18 protein-coding genes are annotated in these 19,111 nt (G+C 67.5%); 15 read left to right on the top strand and 3 right to left on the bottom strand.

Going from position 1 to position 19,111, the window contains the following annotated elements:
* Positions 1–106 precede the first annotated feature (106 nt).
* The 3 genes from A6B37_RS06970 to flgA all read right to left on the bottom strand — a co-directional run bounded on the left by A6B37_RS06970 (position 107) and on the right by flgA (position 1,749).
* On the bottom strand, positions 107–589 hold the full coding sequence (locus A6B37_RS06970; RefSeq protein ID WP_102770898.1) for a flagellar protein FlgN: 483 nt from the start codon (positions 587–589) through the stop codon (positions 107–109).
* A 35-nt stretch (positions 590–624) separates the two neighbouring features.
* Complete coding sequence (flgM, locus tag A6B37_RS06965; protein ID WP_102770899.1) at positions 625–918, bottom strand: flagellar biosynthesis anti-sigma factor FlgM; 294 nt, start codon at positions 916–918, stop codon at positions 625–627.
* A 111-nt stretch (positions 919–1,029) separates the two neighbouring features.
* Positions 1,030–1,749 carry a flagellar basal body P-ring formation chaperone FlgA gene (gene flgA, locus A6B37_RS06960; RefSeq protein WP_111825564.1) on the bottom strand — a complete coding sequence of 240 codons (720 nt, stop codon included), beginning with the start codon at positions 1,747–1,749 and terminating at the stop codon, positions 1,030–1,032.
* A 176-nt stretch (positions 1,750–1,925) separates the two neighbouring features.
* On the opposite strand from flgA, the gene flgB reads away from it, so the two are divergent.
* The 15 genes from flgB (at position 1,926) to A6B37_RS06885 (ending at position 19,004) form a co-directional block, all read left to right on the top strand.
* A complete protein-coding gene (gene flgB / locus A6B37_RS06955; RefSeq protein ID WP_102771803.1) occupies positions 1,926–2,333 on the top strand; it encodes a flagellar basal body rod protein FlgB in 408 nt (135 codons plus the stop codon).
* 22 nt (positions 2,334–2,355) lie between these two features.
* A complete protein-coding gene (gene flgC / locus A6B37_RS06950) occupies positions 2,356–2,775 on the top strand; it encodes a flagellar basal body rod protein FlgC (protein ID WP_102770900.1) in 420 nt (139 codons plus the stop codon).
* A gap of 18 nt (positions 2,776–2,793) precedes the next feature.
* A complete protein-coding gene (locus tag A6B37_RS06945; protein ID WP_102770901.1) occupies positions 2,794–3,492 on the top strand; it encodes a flagellar hook capping FlgD N-terminal domain-containing protein in 699 nt (232 codons plus the stop codon).
* 72 nt (positions 3,493–3,564) lie between these two features.
* Positions 3,565–5,058, top strand: a complete 1,494-nt coding sequence (locus A6B37_RS06940; protein ID WP_111825292.1) for a flagellar hook-basal body complex protein — start codon at positions 3,565–3,567, stop codon at positions 5,056–5,058.
* Between the two features lie 131 nt (positions 5,059–5,189).
* The gene (locus tag A6B37_RS06935) at positions 5,190–5,954 is read left to right on the top strand and encodes a flagellar basal body rod protein FlgF (RefSeq protein ID WP_111825291.1); all 765 of its coding nucleotides are present in this window, start codon (positions 5,190–5,192) and stop codon (positions 5,952–5,954) included.
* A gap of 70 nt (positions 5,955–6,024) precedes the next feature.
* Positions 6,025–6,810: a flagellar basal-body rod protein FlgG gene (gene flgG, locus A6B37_RS06930; RefSeq protein WP_102770904.1), complete on the top strand. Its 786-nt coding sequence runs from the start codon at positions 6,025–6,027 to the stop codon at positions 6,808–6,810.
* Entirely contained in the window at positions 6,810–7,499 is a 690-nt protein-coding gene (locus A6B37_RS06925) for a flagellar basal body L-ring protein FlgH (RefSeq protein WP_102770905.1), read from the top strand. Before flgG ends, A6B37_RS06925 begins: the two co-directional genes overlap by 1 nt.
* Positions 7,500–7,531: 32 nt before the next feature.
* On the top strand, positions 7,532–8,656 hold the full coding sequence (locus A6B37_RS06920; protein WP_102770906.1) for a flagellar basal body P-ring protein FlgI: 1,125 nt from the start codon (positions 7,532–7,534) through the stop codon (positions 8,654–8,656).
* 5 nt (positions 8,657–8,661) lie between these two features.
* On the top strand, positions 8,662–9,639 hold the full coding sequence (gene flgJ / locus A6B37_RS06915) for a flagellar assembly peptidoglycan hydrolase FlgJ (RefSeq protein ID WP_111825290.1): 978 nt from the start codon (positions 8,662–8,664) through the stop codon (positions 9,637–9,639).
* A 73-nt stretch (positions 9,640–9,712) separates the two neighbouring features.
* The gene (gene flgK / locus A6B37_RS06910) at positions 9,713–11,380 is read left to right on the top strand and encodes a flagellar hook-associated protein FlgK (protein WP_102770908.1); all 1,668 of its coding nucleotides are present in this window, start codon (positions 9,713–9,715) and stop codon (positions 11,378–11,380) included.
* 42 nt (positions 11,381–11,422) lie between these two features.
* Complete coding sequence (gene flgL / locus A6B37_RS06905; RefSeq protein WP_111825289.1) at positions 11,423–12,667, top strand: flagellar hook-associated protein FlgL; 1,245 nt, start codon at positions 11,423–11,425, stop codon at positions 12,665–12,667.
* A 138-nt stretch (positions 12,668–12,805) separates the two neighbouring features.
* Complete coding sequence (locus A6B37_RS06900; RefSeq protein ID WP_111825288.1) at positions 12,806–14,692, top strand: methyl-accepting chemotaxis protein; 1,887 nt, start codon at positions 12,806–12,808, stop codon at positions 14,690–14,692.
* An 87-nt stretch (positions 14,693–14,779) separates the two neighbouring features.
* Positions 14,780–16,663 (top strand): methyl-accepting chemotaxis protein, encoded by a 1,884-nt coding sequence (locus A6B37_RS06895; protein ID WP_111825287.1) that lies wholly within the window; start codon positions 14,780–14,782, stop codon positions 16,661–16,663.
* Between the two features lie 9 nt (positions 16,664–16,672).
* On the top strand, positions 16,673–17,140 hold the full coding sequence (locus A6B37_RS06890; RefSeq protein WP_111825286.1) for a hypothetical protein: 468 nt from the start codon (positions 16,673–16,675) through the stop codon (positions 17,138–17,140).
* Positions 17,141–17,276: 136 nt separating this feature from the next.
* Complete coding sequence (locus A6B37_RS06885) at positions 17,277–19,004, top strand: methyl-accepting chemotaxis protein (protein ID WP_146196857.1); 1,728 nt, start codon at positions 17,277–17,279, stop codon at positions 19,002–19,004.
* Positions 19,005–19,111 lie beyond the last annotated feature (107 nt).

Here is a 19,111-nt window from a genome sequence, read left to right as displayed (position 1 = left end):
TGATGGGTTACGCGCGCTCGACACTTGAGTTCTTGTGTAAAGCATTTTCGCGCTGCACCCATCCTACGGATTCAAAGAATCCCGCAGACCCGCGATCCACGAATCCTTAACCCGCCACAATAGGCTTGCGGCCCGGGGCGCTGCGGGCGCCGCGGCCGCGGGCGTCGTAGGTGGCGGGAGCGCCGGCGGCGCCGAGGTTGCGCAGGGCGTCCAGCGATTGCTGGGTGTAGCGCAGGTGCACGTCGATCAGGGCGCCGTTGCGCAGATTGATTTCATTAGCGCTGGCCGATTTTGCCAGCAGAGCCTGCCAGACTTCCGCCAGTTGCGGGTGCAGCACGGCTGCCTGTTCGGTGCCGGCGTGGCCGGCGGGCAGGCCGATTTCGGCCAGCAGGCCGTCGCGCGTCTGGCTGAGGTCCACGAGCTTGCGCGCCACGCTGCTCTTGCGTTCGGTGATCTCCTGCAGCCCGCCGATATTGGCCGGGCCCACCAGCACCTCGGTCTCTTCTTCCAGGATGGCGGAGAACTCGGTGATCAGGGCGTCTTCCTGCCGCATGCAGGATTGCAGGGAGTCGACGGTGTGCGCGGTCATGCTGGGACTCGGGTAGGGAAGGGTTGCGGGGCGGCCTATTTGAGCAGGTCGCGGGCGCTGGCGATCAGGCTGTCGGCGATGCGGCCGGTGTCGATTTTGAGCTGGCCCGAGGCGATGGCGGCGCGGATGGCGGCCACGCGCTCGACGTTGATGTCGTTGGAGCCGTCCTGCAGCGCAAGCATCTTGCGCGAGGCCGAGCTCAGCGCCACCTGCGAGCTGCTGCTGCCGCTGGCGCTGCCGGCGCCATAGGCCTGGGCGACCGCGGACTCGGGGCGGTTGCCCAGGGCTTCCGCCGAGAGGGGCCGGTTGGTGGTGGTTGTGATTTTCAAGATTATCTCCGCAGGGCGTCCAGATCCGCCTACTTATGCCTGGGTAACGACAGGGCCGGGACGAACTTTAGGGCAGGCGGGGCTTTGGCGCAACGCGACATGTAACAACTTCTACAGCTGCATTTCAACCAGGCCGGCATTGCGCACGATGCCGCTGACCACCTGGCCGTTGGCGGTGCGCACCTGCACCATGGAGCCGGGCGCGGCGTTTTCCAGCGCCTCGCCTTCGCTGCTGACCACGAAGCCGTTGCCGCGGGCGTTGATGCGCACGTTGGAGCCGCGCAGCACCGACTGGGCGCTGCGCAGCGAAGCGCTGCGGATCGTCTGCCCGGCGTTGATCCGGTAGGCGGCGCTCATGCCGGCCACGGCCTGCGGGTCGGTGATGGCGCCGCGGGGCAGGGCGACCAGGTCGCCGTCGCGCGGGGCCAGGTCGTCCGGGCTCAGGGGCTGGCCGGCGGCGATCGGGCGGGCGGCGACGTAATACTGGCCGGGCACGCTGACCGTGGCCTGCACGTAGGTGGTCCAGGGCGCCGGCGCGTTACAGCGCACCCCGACGGTCATGCGCGGGCGCAGCTTCATGCCGGACGGCAGAAATGGGGACATGGCATCGCAAGGCGTCAGGCCCTGCGCCCGCGGCGGATCGATGGCGATTACCGGCTGGCCGGGCAGCGCGGACAGCTGATCCAGCAGATAGGCCTGCGCGGCCTGCGCGATGGCCTCGGCGGGCTGGAGCTGGGGCTGGACCTGCTGGGCCTGCGCGCCCGCCAGGGGCAGCAGCGCGGCGGCCAGGCAGGCGGCGCCCGCGTGTAGGCGTCTTGCGGTGCTTTTCATGATGCATGAATTGTAGAAGTGCGCCGCGCCCGGCAAGACCTGAATTGGATGAGAAATAACGGTTTATTTGGCTGATTGTGGCGCGCCGCGGACCCCTATCATGCCGTCATCCAATGGGATACCGGCGCGTCCGGCCTCCCGTGCCCACCCGAATTGCAATGCACCAAGGCGCCACGATGCTAGACAGGCTTAACGAAGATTTCCGCTTCTTCCAGCAGTCCCTGGGGCTGCGCGCGCAACGCCAGGAAGTGCTGTCGTCGAACATCGCCAACGCCGACACGCCCAACTACAAGGCGCGCGATTTCGACTTCAAGACGGCGATGGCCAACGCCATGGAAGGCAGCAAGCGCCTGGCCGACACCTCGCTCACGCTGACCTCGGCGCGCCACATCCCGGCCAAGGCCGTGTCGCAAGGCCCCACCGAACTCCTGTACCGCCTGCCGTACCAGCCCAGCCTGGACGGCAACACGGTGGACATGGACATCGAGCGCGTGCAGTTCGCCGATAACACCTTGCATTACCAGAGCACCATGCAGCTGCTGTCAGGCCGTATCCGGACCATGATGGCCGCCATCCAGGAATGATTACTGAACGGAGCGCCAGGCCATGTCCCTGTTGAGCATTTTCGATATCGCCGGTTCGGCGCTGAGCGCGCAGTCGCAGCGCATGAACGTCGCCGCCAGCAATATGGCCAACGCCGACAGCGTGGTCGGCCCCGACGGCCAGCCCTACCGGGCGCGCCAGGTCGTGTTCCAGGTCAATCCGGCCGCCGGCCAGGCGCTGGGCCAGGAAATCGGCGGCGTGCGCGTGGCGGGCGTGGTCCAGGACCCGTCGCCGCTCAAGCGCGTCTACGACCCGCAGCACCCCATGGCCGACGAGCAGGGCTACGTCAGCATGCCCAACGTCGATCCGGTGGCCGAGACGGTCAACATGATCGCGGCCTCGCGTTCGTACCAGGCCAACGTCGAGGTGCTGAACACCGCCAAGGCGCTGATGCAGAAAACGCTGACCATCGGCCAGTCCTAATTTTGAGCAAGTGAATTCATGTCCACTATCGACCAAACCACCAGCCAGACCGGCCTGGGGCTCGCCCAGACCGGCGCCAACTCCAACAGCGCGGCGCAAGGCCTGCAGGACCAGTTCCTGACGCTGCTGGTGACGCAGCTGCAGAACCAGGACCCGCTCAACCCCATGCAGAACGCCGAGCTGACTTCCCAGCTTGCGCAGATCTCCACGGTGGAAGGCATCACCAACCTGAAGAACACCATGCTGGCCATCAGCGGCCAGATCGACGTGTCGCAGTCGATGAACGCCGTGGCGATGATCGGCAAGGGCGTGCTGATCCCGGGCACCAAGGTCAAGGTCGGCGTGGACGGCGACAACGGCGCCGAGCGCGTGGTCACGCCCTACGGCGTGGACCTGCAGGGCGACGCCGCCAAGGTCCAGGTGCGGATTTCGGACTCCAACGGCGTGGTGGTGCGCACCATCGAGCTGGGCGAGCAGGAAACCGGCGTCTACACGCTCAACTGGGACGGCAAGAACGACAGCGGCGTGGCGCTGGAGCCGGGCGCCTACAACGTGTCCATCCTGGCCACGGACGCCGACGGCAAGAAGGTGAATTCGGAAGTGCTGAGCTACGGCCAGGTCAAGAGCGTGGGGTATTCCACCAATGGCCTGCGCCTGGACCTGGGCCTGGACGGCCAGACCAGCATGCTGGATGTGCGCAAGGTGATCGGCGCCTGAGGCGGGCGCGGCGTATCGGTGCCGGCGCACGCGCGGCGGCTTCACTCAGTTTAAGGATTAGCGAGAGAAAACATGGGCTTCGGACAAGGATTGAGCGGCTTGAACGCCGCGGCGCAGAACCTGGACGTGATCGGCAACAACATCGCCAACTCGGGCACCGTCGGCTTCAAGTCGTCGGCCGCCTCGTTCGCGGACGTCTACGCCAGTTCGCGCGTCGGCCTGGGCGTGAAGGTCGCCGGCATCAGCCAGCGCTTCACGGTGGGCACGGTCAACGGCGGCGGCGGTGAATACGACATCGCCATCGACGGCGCCAAGGGCATGTTCCGCGTCACCGACCAGAGCGGCGCGGTCATGTACACCCGCAACGGCGAATTCCTGGTCGACAAGAACAACTTCATCGTCAACGCCCAGGGCTACCGCCTGACCGGCTACCCGGCCGGCGCGGTCGGCGCCAACCCGGTCGAGCTGCAGCTGCCCACCGCCAACGTGGCGCCCAAGGCGACCGGTTCCGGCACGACCGTGGCCAACCTGGACGCCAACGCCAAGGTGGTGTACCAGACGGATACGGAAACGGCGGCCGCCGTGCCGGGCGAAGTCACGCTGGGCGGCGTGGATTACACATTCACGCGCAACGCCAACGGCGACGCCGTGCTGGTCGACGCCAACGGGGACCCGGCGCCTGCCGGCACCGTGACCGAAGGCTCGACCACGATCACCATCGGCGCGGGCGGCGTGGTCGCCCAGGACCTGTCCGCCATCCCCGGTTTCGTGGAATACACCGCGGCGGTCATCGAACCCGGCCGCCCGTTCGACCCGACGATCTCCAGCAGCTACACCAGCGCCTCGCCCATGACCGTGTACGACTCCCTGGGCAATTCGCACCAGGTGATGCAGTACTTCGTCAAGCGCCCGTCCGAAGGCGGCGCCAGCGTGTACGAGGTCTATTACACGATGGACGGCAAGGCCATGCAGCCGACCGCGCAGGGCACCGACGGCACCTGGAGCAGCGGCCCCAACCAGAATTCGCTCACCAAGCTCACCTTCAACAACGCCGGCACGCTGACCAGCGCGCCGGTGGTGAACCTGCGCTTCGAGCAGCCCGGCGGCAACACCACGCCCGCCGATCCGCTGACGATCGCCATGAACTACACCGGCACCACCCAGTACGGCAGCGACTACAAGCTGGTCGCCAAGCCCGACGGCTACAGCTCCGGCGAATTCAGCGGCATCAACATCGGTGGCGACGGCAGCCTGGTGGCCAGCTACACCAACGGCCAGACCCAGGTGGTCGGCACCATCGTGCTGGCGGACTTCTCCAACCTGCAGGGCCTGCAGCCGGTGGGCAACAACGCCTGGACCGAAACCGCCGCTTCCGGCCAGCCCATCCTGGGCCAGCCGGGCACCAACGGCATGTCCACGGTGGTGGGCCAGGCGACGGAATCGTCCAACGTCGACATGAGCAAGGAACTGGTCAACATGATCATCGCGCAGCGCACCTACCAGGCGAACTCGCAGACGATCAAGACCCAGGACGAAATCATGCAGGTGCTCATGAATCTCAAGTAGAGCCCACCCCCGGAGCGCCTGCGGCGCTTCCCCCTCAAGGGGGCGCGCCTGCGGACCGGCGGAGCCGGATCCGCGGCGCCCCGCTCGGGGAGAGACCGAGTCTTGCGGGTTCATGCCAGACGGAACAGGAAATGGATCGGATTATCTACACCGCGATGAATGGCGCGGCGCGCATCACGGAGCATCAGGCCGTGCTGTCGAACAATATGGCCAACGTGAACACCCCGGGTTTTCGCGAGCAGATCGCGCTGTACCGGTCGGTGCCGGTCGCCGACGGGGTCAGCCTGCCCACGCGCGTGTCGACGGTGGCTTCGACGCCGGGCAACAGTTTCCAGATGGGAACCATGCAGACCACCGGCCGCGACCTGGACGTGGCGCTGGCCGACGAGCGCGGCTGGCTGGCGGTGCAGACGCCGCAGGGCGAGGCCTATACCCGGGCCGGCAGCCTGCAGGTAGGCGTCAACGGGCTGTTGCAGACCTCGCTGGGCCAGCCGGTGCTGTCGGACCAGGGCGGGCCCATCGACGTGCCCGACCAGGCCGCGCTGACGATCACCTCGGACGGCACGGTCACCGCGATCGGCGCGGGCGACGCGCCCAACAATATCCTCAACCTGGGCCGGCTCAAGCTGGTGAACCCGCCGCGCGAGCAGCTGGTGCATGGCGACGACGGCGTGTTCCGCCGGGCGCCGGTCGACGGCCAGCCCGCGCCGCCGCTGCCGGCCGATCCCAGCCTGCGGCTGCTGGCCGGGGTGCTCGAGGGCAGCAACACCAATCCGATGGCGGCGATGGTCGGCATGATCGCCAACGCCCGCCGTTTCGAGCAGCAGATGCAGGTGATCCAGCAGTCGGACCGCAACGCCGAGCGCGCCAACGGCATTCTGTCGATAAGCGCCTGACCCGGCGCCCGATTCAAAACCAATACCCAATACGCGCGCGGCCGGGCCGCGCCACCAGGAGTACTACATCATGATGCGTTCGCTGTGGATCGCCAAGACGGGCCTGGAAGGTCAGCAGACCTCCATGGACGTGATTTCCAACAACCTGGCCAACGTCTCGACCAACGGCTTCAAGCGCGGCCGCGCGGTGTTCCAGGACCTCATGTACCAGACGCTGCGCCAGCCCGGCGCCCAGGTCGGCGACGCCACCCAGCTGCCCTCCGGGCTGCAGCTGGGCACCGGCGCGCGCGTGGCCGCGACCGAGCGCATCCACACCACGGGCAACCTGAACAACACCGGCAGCGAAATGGACGTGGCCATCAACGGCCGCGGCTTCCTGCAGGTGGAGCTGCCCGACGGCACCCAGGCCTACACCCGTGACGGCGCGCTGCAGCGCGACCAGAACGGCCAGCTGACCACCGTCAGCGGCTACGTGATCCAGCCGCCCATCAACGTGCCCGACAACGCCCTGTCCATCACCATCGGCAACGATGGCATGGTCTCGGTGACCCAGCCGGGCGCGGCCGGCGTCAACGTGCAGATCGGGCAGCTGCAGATCGCCACGTTCATCAATCCCACCGGCCTGCAGAGCATCGGCGAGAACCTGTACCTGGAAACCGATTCCTCGGGTCCGGCCAACCTGCTGCAGCCGGGCGTGGACGGCGCCGGCTCCATCATGCAGAACTACGTCGAAACCTCCAACGTCAACGTCGCCGAAGAGCTGGTCAACATGATCACCACGCAGCGCGCCTACGAAATGAACAGCAAGGCCGTCAAGACGTCGGATGAAATGCTGGCCCGCCTGACCCAACTGTGATGTCCATCTCCGTCCTGCGCCTGGCGAGCGTCGCGGCCCTGGCCACGCTGGTGGCCGGCTGCGCCATGATTCCGCCCGAACCCATCGTGACCGGGCCGACCACGGCCGTGCCGCCGGCGCCGCCCATGCCCGCGGCGCAACCCACGGGCTCGATCTACCAGCCCACCGCCTACGGCAACTATCCGCTGTTCGAGGACCGCCGTCCGCGCAACGTCGGAGACATCGTCACCATCGTGCTCAACGAGAAGACGAACGCCTCCAAAAACGTCGCCACCAACACCAACCGCAGCGGCAGCGCCACGCTGGGCATCGCCGCCGCGCCGTCGTTCATGGACAGCTGGGCCAACGCCAACCTGAATACCGACGCCAAGGGCGGCAACGTGCTGCAGGGCAAGGGCGACAGCACGGCCAACAACGCCTTCACCGGCACCATCACCACCACGGTGGTGGGCGTGATGTCCAACGGCAACCTGCAGGTGGCCGGCGAGAAGCAGATCGCCATCAACCGCGGCAGCGAGTACGTGCGCTTCTCGGGCGTGGTGGACCCGCGCTCGATCACCGGCACCAACACCGTGTCGTCCACCCAGGTGGCCGACGCCCGCATCGAATACCGCAGCAAGGGCGTCATGGACGAAGTCCAGACCATGGGCTGGCTGCAACGCTTTTTCCTGATGGCATCGCCGTTCTAATGTTTTATGCGCGGGCGCTTTGGACAACTGAAATGAAGCATTCCATCTTCTTCCGCCTGCTGGCGCACGTCTGCGTCGCCGCCGGCCTGTTGGCCGGGACCGGCGCGGCGCAGGCCGAGCGGCTCAAGGACCTGGCCTCGATCCAGGGCGTGCGCGGCAACCAGCTGATCGGCTACGGCCTGGTCGTGGGCCTGGACGGTAGCGGCGACCAGGTGCGCCAGACGCCGTTCACGCAGCAGAGCCTGACCAATATGCTGTCCCAGCTCGGCATCACCGTGCCGGCCGGCAGCAATATGCAGCTCAAGAACGTGGCGGCCGTGATGGTCACGGCGACCTTGCCGGCGTTCGCGCGGCCCGGTCAGACGCTGGACGTGGTGGTGTCCTCGATGGGCAACGCCAAGAGCCTGCGCGGCGGCACGCTGCTGATGACGCCGCTCAAGGGGGCCGACAGCCAGGTCTACGCCATCGCCCAGGGCAACATCCTGGTGGGCGGCGCGGGCGCGTCGGCCGGCGGCTCCAGCGTGCAGATCAACCAGTTGAACGGCGGGCGCATCAGCGCCGGCGCCATCGTCGAACGCGGCGTGCCCACCACGTTCGCGCGCGACGGCTACATCCACGTCGAACTGAACAATACCGATTTCGGCACGGCCCAGAACGTGGCGGCGGCGCTGAACAAGAAGTTCGGCCAGGGCACGGCCACGGCGCTGGACGGGCGCGTCGTGCAGGTGCGCACCCCGATGGAGCAGGCCTCGCAGGCGCGCTTCCTGTCTCTGGTGGAAGACCTGCAGGTTACGCGCGCGCCCACGGTGGCCAAGGTCATCATCAACGCCCGCACCGGCTCGGTGGTCATGAACCGCACGGTCATGATCGAAGAGGCCGCGGTGGCGCACGGCAACCTGTCGGTCATCATCAACCGCCAGAACCAGGTGTCGCAGCCCGACACCCCGTTCACCGAAGGGCAGACGGTGGTGGTGCCCAACACCCAGATCGAAGTGCGCCAGGAAAACGGCTCGCTGCAGCGCGTGCGCACCAGCGCCAACCTGGCCGACGTGGTCAAGGGCCTGAACGCCCTGGGCGCCACGCCGCAGGACCTGCTGTCCATCCTGCAGGCCATGAAGTCGGCCGGCGCGCTGCGCGCCGAACTGGAAATCATCTGACGGCCATGGCATACACGCATGACGCGGCGCGCGGCGCCCAACGCCAGGATTCGGTCTTCGACCTGGGCCGGCTGTCGGACCTGAAGCGCGAGGTCAAGACCGATCCGGCCGGCACCGACCAGCAGAAGCAGGTGGCCAGGCAGTTCGAGGCCCTGTTCCTGCAGATGATGCTCAAGCGCATGCGCGAGGCCACGCCCAAGGAGGGCCTGTTCGATTCGCAGCAGACGCAGATGCTGCAGTCCATGGCCGACGAGCAGCTGGCGCTGCACCTGGCTTCGCCCGGGATCGGCCTGTCGGCGGCCATCCTGGCGCAGATGCAGGAAGGCAAGCCGGGCGAGCTGCCGGCCCAGTCGGTCGAACGGCTGGGGCAGGGCGGCGGACTGGATTTCCGCAGCGGCAACTCGCGCGAGGTGTCGGCGCTGCTCAACGTGATGCGCAACAACCGCGCGAGCGACCGGGCGCTGGCGGCTGCCGAGGGCGCGCCCGATCACGTGGTGGATTTCGTCTCCAGGATGTCGCGCGCGGCCAACCTGGCCGCGCAGCAAAGCGGGGTGCCGGCGCGCCTCATCATGGGCCAGGCGGCGCTGGAATCCGGCTGGGGCAAGCGCGAAATCAAGTTCGACGACGGCAGCACCAGCTACAACCTGTTCGGCATCAAGGCCGGCGCCAGCTGGAAGGGCAAGGTGGTGCACGTGCTCACCACGGAGTACGAGAACGGCGTGGCCAAAAAGGTGACGCAACCCTTCCGCGCCTACGCCTCCTACGAGGAGTCGTTCGCCGACTACGCCCGCCTGATCGGCAACAGCCCGCGCTACGAGGCCGTGACGCAAGCGCGCAACGAGATCGAGGCCGCCCGCAAGATCCAGGACGCCGGCTACGCCACCGATCCGCAGTACGCCCAGAAGCTGATCGGCGTGATGGGCCAGCTGCGGGGCGCGGCGTCCAGGGTGGAAATTTCCCGCCAGATGTTGGAAGGACTCTAAATTCGGATCATCTGCTGCCGTTAATGGAGTATCCAGACATATCGGTTGCGGTTAAACACGGGGCATTGTCAGTATGAATTTGTATAACTCGGCGTTGGGCGGGCTGAACGCAGCCCAGGCAGGTTTGGCCACCACCAGCCACAACATCAACAATGCCACCACGGCCGGCTACAACCGCCAGCGCGTCATGACCTCCACGGCCGGCGCCCAGGCCACCAGCAACGGCTTCATCGGCCGCGGCGTGCAGGTCGACACCGTCGTGCGCAGCTACGACAGCTTCCTGTACCGCCAGCTCGTCGGCGCGCAGGGCAGCGGCGCACAGCTGCAGGCCCAGTTCGACCAGGTCTCGCAGATCAACAACCTGTTCGCCGACCGCACCGTCGGCATCGCGCCGGGGCTGAACAACTTCTTCACCAGCATGAACATGGTCGCCAGCAAGCCGGGCGATCCGGCCGCGCGCGCCGACCTGCTGGGCAAGGCCAACAGCCTGGCCACGCAGATCCGTTCGGCCTACACCGAGATGCAGAACCAGCGCGTCGGGCTGAATACGCAGATCACCACCACGGTGGAGCAGGTCAACAGCTACCTGGCCCGCATCGACGACCTGAACACCCAGATTTCGCTGGCTTCGGGCAAGGCCGGCGGCAGCCCCCCGAACGACCTGCTGGACCAGCGCGACCTGGCCGTGATGGAGCTGAACCAGCTGGTCGGCATCACCACGTACCAGCAGGGCGACAAGATCAATATTTCGCTGGCCAACGGCGGCCAGGCGCTGCTGTCGGGCAACACCATCTATCCCCTGCAGGCCGTGGCCTCGTCCAAGGACGCCGGCCGCACGGTGCTGGCCTATACCCTGCCGGCCGGCGCGGGCAAGACGGTCGCCGTCGAACTCGACGACAGCGAAGTCACCGGCGGCAAGCTGGGCGGCCTGCTGCAGTTCCGCAGCCAGTCGCTGGACGTGATGCAGAACCAGCTGGGCCAGATGGCGGTCGGGCTGGCGCTGTCGTTCAACGCGCAGCACCGTCAGGGCCTGGACCAGAACGGCAACCCCGGCGGCGACTTCTTCGGCATCAGCGATCCGCAGGGCGTGCCCAACGCCCAGAACAAGAGCAACGCCCAGATCTCGGGAAAATTCACGAACCTGGACAACATCAACGCCAAGGACTACGAGATCTCGTTCGACGGCGCGAATTACCGGGTACTGCGCCAGCCGGAAGGCACGCAGGTCTATAACGGCCCGGCCAGCGGCACGCCGCCCACGCTCAACCTGGAAAAGGAAATGGGCGTGACGCTGACCATCAGCGAGCCGCCGCGCGCCGGCGACAAATGGACGCTGTCGCCCACCCGCGACGCGGCCCGCGACATCGAAGTGCTGATCCGCGATCCGGAAAAGATCGCCGCGGCCGACGCCGAGGGCGGCGACGCCAACGGCAAGAATGCGCTCAAGCTCGCCCAGCTGGAAAACGCCAAGGTGCTGGGCCACGGCACCATGAGCACCACCGACATGTTCGCCCAGGTGGTCAACACCGTGGGCGTGCAGACCGCGCAGATCAAGGCCGCCGCCACCGCGCAGGGCAACCTGATCAAGCAGGCCACGGCCGCCCAGCAGGCGGTGTCGGGCGTGAACCTGAACGAGGAATACGTCAGCCTGTCGCTGTACCAGGAACAGTACCAGGCCAGCGCCCGCATCATCGACGTGGCCAGCACCATATTCGACACCTTGCTGGGCCTGCGCGGTTGAGCGCTTGGTTGTGATGAATAAACAGATTTTCGGAGTTGCGCCATGCGCCTGAGCACCTCGATGATGTACACCAACGGCCTGAACGGAATTCTGGGCCAGGAATCCGACATGAATCGGCTGGTCGAGCAGATCGGCAGCGGCCGCAAGAACCTGACCCCGGCCGACGACCCGCTGGCGGCCTCGCTGGCCATCGGCGTGGCGCAGACGCAAAGCATGAACGCGGCCTACGCCATGAACCGCCAGACCGCCAACACCAATCTGGGCCAGGAAAGCAACACCCTGGACGCGGTCACCAATGCGCTGCAAGAGGCCCGTACCCGCATCATCCAGGCCGGCGGCGTGCTGTCCGACAGCGACCGGCAGGCGCTTTCCACCGCGCTCAAGAGCACGCGCGAGGCGCTGCTGGGGCTGGCCAACGCCACCGACGGCAACGGCCAGTACCTGTTCTCGGGCAACGACGGCACCAAGGCGCCCTACGCCAAGGACACCTCGGGCAAGATTTCCTATAGCGGCTCGGTCGGCGAGCGCACCGTGCAGGTCGACCAGAGCCGCCAGATTTCCACCAGTGACCTGGGCAAGGACATCTTCGGCCGCGCCAACCCCGGCTCGCAGGCCTATGTGGCCTCGGCTGGCCAGGACAACGCCGGCACGGCGGAGTTCGGCTCGGTCTCGGTGACCCCGGGCAGCGCGAACCTGGCCCGGAAGTATTCGGTCGAGTTCGTGACCGATAACGCTACCGGCGAACTGGGCTACCGCGTCACCGCGACGGCGGCCGACGGCACCGAGCAGGTGGTGCCCGACCCCTCGCAGCCGCCGACCCCTTACGTGGACGGCGCGACCATCGATTTCGGCGGCGTGTCCACCTCGATCAAGGGCACGCCGGCCGTCGGCGACGTGATCGAGGTCGAGAACGTCCAGTCGGCCGACATGGACGTGTTCGCCACCCTGGACAACCTGATCGCGGCGCTGGACGCGCCCAGCGCCGGCGACCCGGTGGCGACGGCCAGGCTGAACAACGCGCTGGCCACGGCCAACAAGAAACTGGCTTCCAACTACGACAACGTGCTGACGGTGAACGCTTCCGTGGGCGCGCGCATGAACGAGCTGGAAGCCCTGGATGCGAGCGGCACGCAGAAAGGACTGTCGTACGCCAAATCGCTGTCGGACCTGGAAGACCTGGATTATTACCAGGGCGCCAGCCAGCTCGCGTTGCGCCAGGTGGCGCTGCAGGCGGCCTCGGCGGCCTTCATGACCATCCAGGGTTCGAGCCTGTTCAGCCGCAATTGACGCCGCGGCGTAGCGCAACGCGCGCCTCTGGGCGCGCCATAGCGTGCACGCGGACGCCGCCGGCCTGGGCCGGGGCGTCCGCGTTCATGTGCAGGGTAGGAAACAGTCGGTTCATGTAGCTCAACACTCGGAAGTCCCATGCTTGTCAATCTGAAAGTCCGCACCTGCATCATCCTAGTGCTGCTGCTGTTCACGGCGGCCATGTTCATCTCCAACGGCGTGGCGTGGCTGGGGCTGGATTCGAGCAACCAGAAGATGGTGCAGGTCAATAGCGCCTATTCCACGCAAGCCCTGCAGCTCGACCGCGCCTACACCTTGCTGCTGCGCGGCCGGCTGCTGCTGGCGAACTCCCTGCTGGACATGCAGCAGGGCAAGACCGAGCAGGCGGGCTCCCAGGCGCAGCGCGCGCAGGTCCAGATGCAGGAGGGCGCCAAGGCGCTGGAGGCCTACCGCAAGGCGCCGGCCATGCCGGGCGCCGAGGCGCTCAACGCCAAGCTGGACGCCGCCTTCCGGCAGTTCGACGACATCTCCAAGCGCCAGGCCGCGGCCTTGGCGGCGATGGAGGTGCAGACATTCCTGGACCTCAACGACGCCGGCGGCGCCGCCAACACGGCGCTGCGCGAAGCGGTGGGTGCGGTCCAGGACTTCGTGGACAAGTCCACCGACAAGCTGGTGGAAGAGGCCGAGGCCGAACACGCGGCCGCGCGCGTCGTCACCATCGTCCTGCTGGCGATCGCGCTGGCGCTGTCCCTGGGCTGTTGGGTTTTCATCAACCGCACGGTGCTGCGTCCGCTGCGCGAGGCCGGCAATCATTTCGAGAAGATCGCCGGCGGCGACTTCACCGGCCGCGTCGAAGTCCGCAGCAGCAACGAAATCGGCCAGCTGTTCGCCGCGATCAAGCGCATGCAGGAAAGCCTGACGCGCACGGTGGCCTCGGTGCGCCGTGGCGTGGACGAGATCAACGTGGGCTCGCGCGAGATCTCGGCGGGCAACACCGACCTGTCCAGCCGCACGGAAGAGCAGGCCGCCTCGCTGGAAGAAACCGCGGCGTCCATGGAAGAGCTGGCTTCGACGGTCAAGCAGAACGCCGACAACGCGCGCCAGGCCAACCAGCTGGCGGCCAGCGCGTCCGAAGTGGCCGAGCGCGGCGGCGCGGCGGTGTCGGAAGTGGTCGGCACCATGGAGCAGATTTCGGCCAGCTCGCGCAAGATTTCCGAAATCGTGTCGGTGATCGACGGCATTGCGTTCCAGACCAACATCCTGGCGCTGAACGCGGCGGTGGAAGCCGCGCGCGCCGGCGAGCAGGGCAAGGGCTTTGCCGTGGTGGCGGGCGAGGTGCGCGCGCTGGCGCAGCGCAGCGCCCAGGCGGCCAAGGAAATCAAGGGCTTGATCGAGGATTCGGTCAGCAAGGTCGGCGCCGGTTCGCAGCAGGTGGAACGCGCCGGCGCGACCATGCAGGAGATCGTGGCCTCGGTCAAGCGCGTGACCGACATCATGGGCGAGATCTCGGCGGCGTCCGAGGAGCAGTCCAGCGGCATCGATCAGGTCAACCGCGCGGTGTCGCAGATGGACGAGGTGACGCAGCAGAACGCGGCGCTGGTCGAAGAAGCGGCGGCCGCGGCCGGTTCGCTGCAGGAACAGGCGCAGCGCCTGGCCGAAGCCGTGTCGGTGTTCAAGATCAACGCCGGCGAAGTGATCGAAGTGCCGGCCCAGCAGTTGGCGCGCGAACGCAGCGCGCCGCGCATGCCGGCGCCGCGGCCGGCCGCCGGCGACCATGCCGAGGCGGCCGAGGCGCCCGCGCAGCAGGCCGAGGCGCCCGCGCCCAAGCTGGCTGCGCCGGCGCAGGCAGAACCCAAACCCGCCGCATCCAGGCCGGCCCGGCCGGCGGCGGCCAAACCGGCCAAACCGGCCATGTCGGCCGCCCGGGCGCCGCGGCGCGCGGCCAGCCGGACGGCGAACGCCACCGACGCCAAGCCCGCCGCCCGCCGGCCGCCGCCGTCGGACGACGATTGGGAGTCTTTCTGACGGCGTAATCCGTTGCTGCTTTGACCTGTTATTTCACTTTTCGCATCGGCGGCGTCGCCGCCGGGGCGCTTACCGGAATATATCGAAGTGTTTAGCAATCTGAAGGTGCGCACGGGCCTCATGCTGGCCCAACTGGTGGTCGCCCTGGCCGCGCTTGCCGCGATCGTGCTGGGTTGGAACAGCATGCGATCGAGCAGCGAGTCGATCAACGCCCTCAATACGCTGGGCGTCCAGCAGGCGGATCTGCTCAAGGACGCCTATGCGCTGATGCTGCGCGGCACGATACGCGCCGATATCGTGGTGGGATTGCGCAATGCCGGCGATACCGCCGGCGTGGCCGAGAACACGCGCACCCTGAAGCAGCAACTGGCCGAGGCCAGGACCAAGATGGAGGCCTTCAAGGCCATTCCCAAGGTTACCGAGCAGGGCAAGGCCGCCGAGTCCGAACTGCTGTCCTCGTTCCAGCGCTTCGCCGATGCGCTGCAGGCCATGGTGGTGGCCCTGGAGCGCGGCGACATGGAGGCCTATCTCAAAGAGAAGAACACCACCGGCGCGGCCGCCAGCCAGGCATTTTCCCAACGCCTGGCCGCGTTCATGGAGAACATCAACGCCTATAGCGTGGCGGCGGTGGAGGCGGCGCGGTCCCAGTCGGCGACCATGGCCATCGTCTACCCCGTGCTGGCGGTGCTGATCCTCGCGGTGTGGCTGGCCGCGTTCCTGTTCATCAACCGGGCGGTGCTGCGCCCCTTGCGCTCGGTCAGCGAGAGCTTCGACAAGATCGCCGCGGGCGACCTGACCGTGCGGGTGGATGCTACCTCCACCAACGAAATCGGCACGCTGATGGCGGCGGTCAAGCGCATGCAGGAAAGCCTGACGCGCACGGTGGCGGCGGTGCGTCGCGGGGTGGACGAGATCAACGTGGGCTCGCGCGAGATTTCGGCGGGCAACACGGACCTGTCCAGCCGCACCGAGCAGCAGGCGGCTTCGCTGGAAGAAACCGCCGCCTCCATGGAGCAGCTGGCTTCGACGGTCAAGCAGAACGCCGACAACGCGCGCCAGGCCAACCAGCTGGCGGCCAGCGCGTCCGACGTGGCCGAGCGCGGCGGCTCCGCGGTGTCCGAAGTGGTGGGCACGATGGAGCAGATTTCGGCCAGCTCGCGCAAGATTTCGGAAATCGTGTCGGTGATCGACGGCATCGCGTTCCAGACCAACATCCTGGCGCTGAACGCCGCGGTGGAAGCGGCGCGCGCCGGCGAACAGGGCAAGGGCTTTGCCGTGGTGGCGGGCGAGGTGCGCGCGCTGGCGCAGCGCAGCGCCCAGGCGGCCAAGGAAATCAAGGGCTTGATCGAGGATTCGGTCAGCAAGGTGGGCGCCGGTTCGCAGCAGGTGGAACGCGCGGGCGCGACCATGCAGGAGATCGTGGCCTCGGTCAAGCGCGTGACCGACATCATGGGCGAGATCTCGGCGGCGTCCGAGGAGCAATCCAGCGGCATCGATCAGGTCAACCGCGCGGTGTCGCAGATGGACGAGGTGACGCAGCAGAACGCGGCGCTGGTCGAAGAGGCCGCGGCGGCCGCCGGCTCGCTGCAGGACCAGGCGCAGCGTCTGGCCGAAGCCGTGGCGGTGTTCAAGATCAACGCCGGCGAAGTGATCGAAGTGCCGGCCCAGCAACTGGCGCACGCACGGCCCGCGCCGCGCGTGGCCGCGCCGGCGCCCGAAGCGCCCGCGGCGCAAGCGGAGACGCCCGCCCAGGCGGCGCCTGCCGCGCGCCTGACGCATGCGCCTCGCGTCCGCGCCGCCGCCGCCAAGCCGGCCGCGCCCGCGCCGGCCGCGGCTGCCGCGGAAGGCGCCACGGCCACGCGCGGTCCGCGCCGGCCCGCGGCCAGCGCGGCGGCCGAAGGCAGGCCCGCGAGCAGGCCACCGGCCAGCCGGCGGACGCCGCCCGCGGACGACGACTGGGAATCTTTCTGACAGGCGGGTATGCGAGCCTATCTACACCTACTTGCGGCGGCTGTCCTGGCCGCCACGCTCGCCGGTTGCACGGCGACCGGACGCAATTTCGACCCGGACGGGCTGTCCAGCCTGAACCCGGGCCGTTCCACGCTTGCGGATGCCACGCACGCGCTGGGCGCCGCGCCCGACAAGATCTATCCGCAGCCCGACGGCAGCCTGCTGGCGCTCTGGTCGTACAAGGTCACGGTCGTCACCGACGGCCTGTACGGCCGCAAGGAAGCGCTGCTGCGCTTCGGCCCTGACGGCCGGCTGGCGAACCTCGTGGACAGCACCAATATCCTGCTCGAACCCTGGGAGCGCCGCAATCTGCTGGGGCCGGCGCCCGCGTCCGAGCCGCTGCCGGACTGGGCGCTGCCCAAGGTCGAGCCCGGAGAGTCCTACATCTACATACCCGGTCCGGGAGAATCGGCCGGATCGCGGCCGCAAGGCGGGTAACTCCGCCGGGCGGCACAGAGCGTCGCGGCGCAGACCGCGATGTCCGTCGCCCTGAATGCATGCCCTGTGTAACAGGGCATGTCAACAGGGTGCTTTTTGTTTGATCATGCAGTTCCTGGAGGCATGGGGAAATAATATGGAAGCGAGTCTCGAATCCGGTATCAAGTCCGGCAAGGCAGGCAAAAGAAAGGCGCGCGCGCCCAAGGTGAAGAAGAAGCTGCGCCTGCGCGATGCGCGCGTGGGCACGATGCTGCTGTGGGTCATGGCGTTCTTCGCCGTGCTGATCGCGGCGGTGGGCGGTCTGGCCGCGTACTTCCTGCAGCACAACTACGAATCGATCCGCGAGATCAACGGCCTGACCGAAAGGGCGCGTCAGGTCGAGGTGATCAATAGCGACATGCTGCGCGCCCGCGTGGGGCTGATGGTGGCCGCGCGCCACCTGCAGGAGTCCGGCTGGGGCAGCGGCGAGAATTCGGCGCGCGACGCCGCGGCCTCGCTCAAGGACGCCACCGACCTGCTGACCGGCGTGCGCAGCAGCTTCGCGGAGTTCCAGAAGAACATGCTGCAGGACGACACCGGCCGCCAGCTGTCCATGAATCTGGTGCGGCGCTATCGCTCGTACATCGACGACGGCGTGGACACCATGGTCGAGGCCCTGCGCAGCGAAGACTATTCGACGTTCTACATGGTGAACAACGAATACGGCACGCCGCGCAGCGCCGCCTTCATCGCGGCGCTCAGCGAATTCGGCAAGTACATCAATGACCAGCAGAACGCCCTGATCGAACAGGCCGAGGCCAACTTCAACCGCGCCATGATGGCGGTGGGCGTGGCGGTCGCGCTGGCGCTGGTGCTGATGGTGCTGGCCCGCGTGCTGTTCGGCCGCCTGGTGGTCCGCCCGCTGGTGGAAGCCGGCCAGCATTTCGACAAGATCGCTTCGGGCGACCTGACCAGCCGCGTCGAGGTGCGTTCGCACAATGAAATTGGCCAGCTGTTCGCGGCGCTCAAGCGCATGCAGGAAAGCCTGACGCGCACCGTGGCCTCGGTGCGCCGCGGCGTGGACGAGATCACCGTGGGGTCGCGCGAGATCTCGGCGGGCAACACCGACCTGTCCAGCCGTACGGAAGAGCAGGCCGCCTCGCTGGAGGAAACCGCGGCGTCCATGGAAGAGCTGGCCTCGACGGTCAAGCAGAACGCCGACAACGCGCGCCAGGCCAACCAGCTGGCGGCCAGCGCGTCCGACGTGGCCGAGCGCGGCGGCTCCGCGGTGTCCGAAGTGGTGGGCACGATGCAGGGCATTTCCGCCAGCTCGCGCAAGATCTCGGAAATCGTGTCCGTGATCGACGGCATCGCGTTCCAGACCAACATCCTGGCGCTCAACGCCGCGGTGGAAGCCGCGCGCGCCGGCGAACAGGGCAAGGGTTTCGCGGTGGTGGCGGGCGAAGTCCGTTCGCTGGCCCAGCGCAGCGCGCAGGCCGCCAAGGAGATCAAGGGCCTGATCGAGGATTCGGTCGCCAAGGTGGGCGCCGGTTCGCAGCAGGTGGAACGCGCCGGCGCGACCATGCAGGAGATCGTGGCCTCGGTCAAGCGCGTGACCGACATCATGGGCGAGATCTCGGCGGCGTCCGAAGAGCAATCCAGCGGCATCGACCAGGTCAACCGCGCGGTGTCGCAGATGGACGAGGTGACGCAGCAGAACGCGGCGCTGGTCGAAGAAGCGGCGGCCGCGGCCGGTTCGCTGCAGGAACAGGCGCAGCGTCTGGCCGAAGCCGTGGCGGTGTTCAAGATCAACGCCGGCGAAGTGATCGAGGTGCCGGCGCACCAGTTGAGCGGCTATGCCGCGCCCACGCTGACTCAGGCCTGACGCCCGGGGCTTGAACAAAGAACCGCGGCCGCGCACAAGCGCGGCCGCGGTTTTCGTTTTTTCCGCCAACGGGTTATTGACGGTTAAGTTTTCGAAAATATGACCGT

The sequence above is a fragment of the Achromobacter sp. HZ01 genome, assembly GCF_003267925.1.
GTDB classification, from domain to species: domain Bacteria; phylum Pseudomonadota; class Gammaproteobacteria; order Burkholderiales; family Burkholderiaceae_B; genus Achromobacter; species Achromobacter pulmonis_A.
Note: the sequence above shows the minus strand (reverse complement) of the source record. Positions and strands in the feature narration are given on the sequence as shown.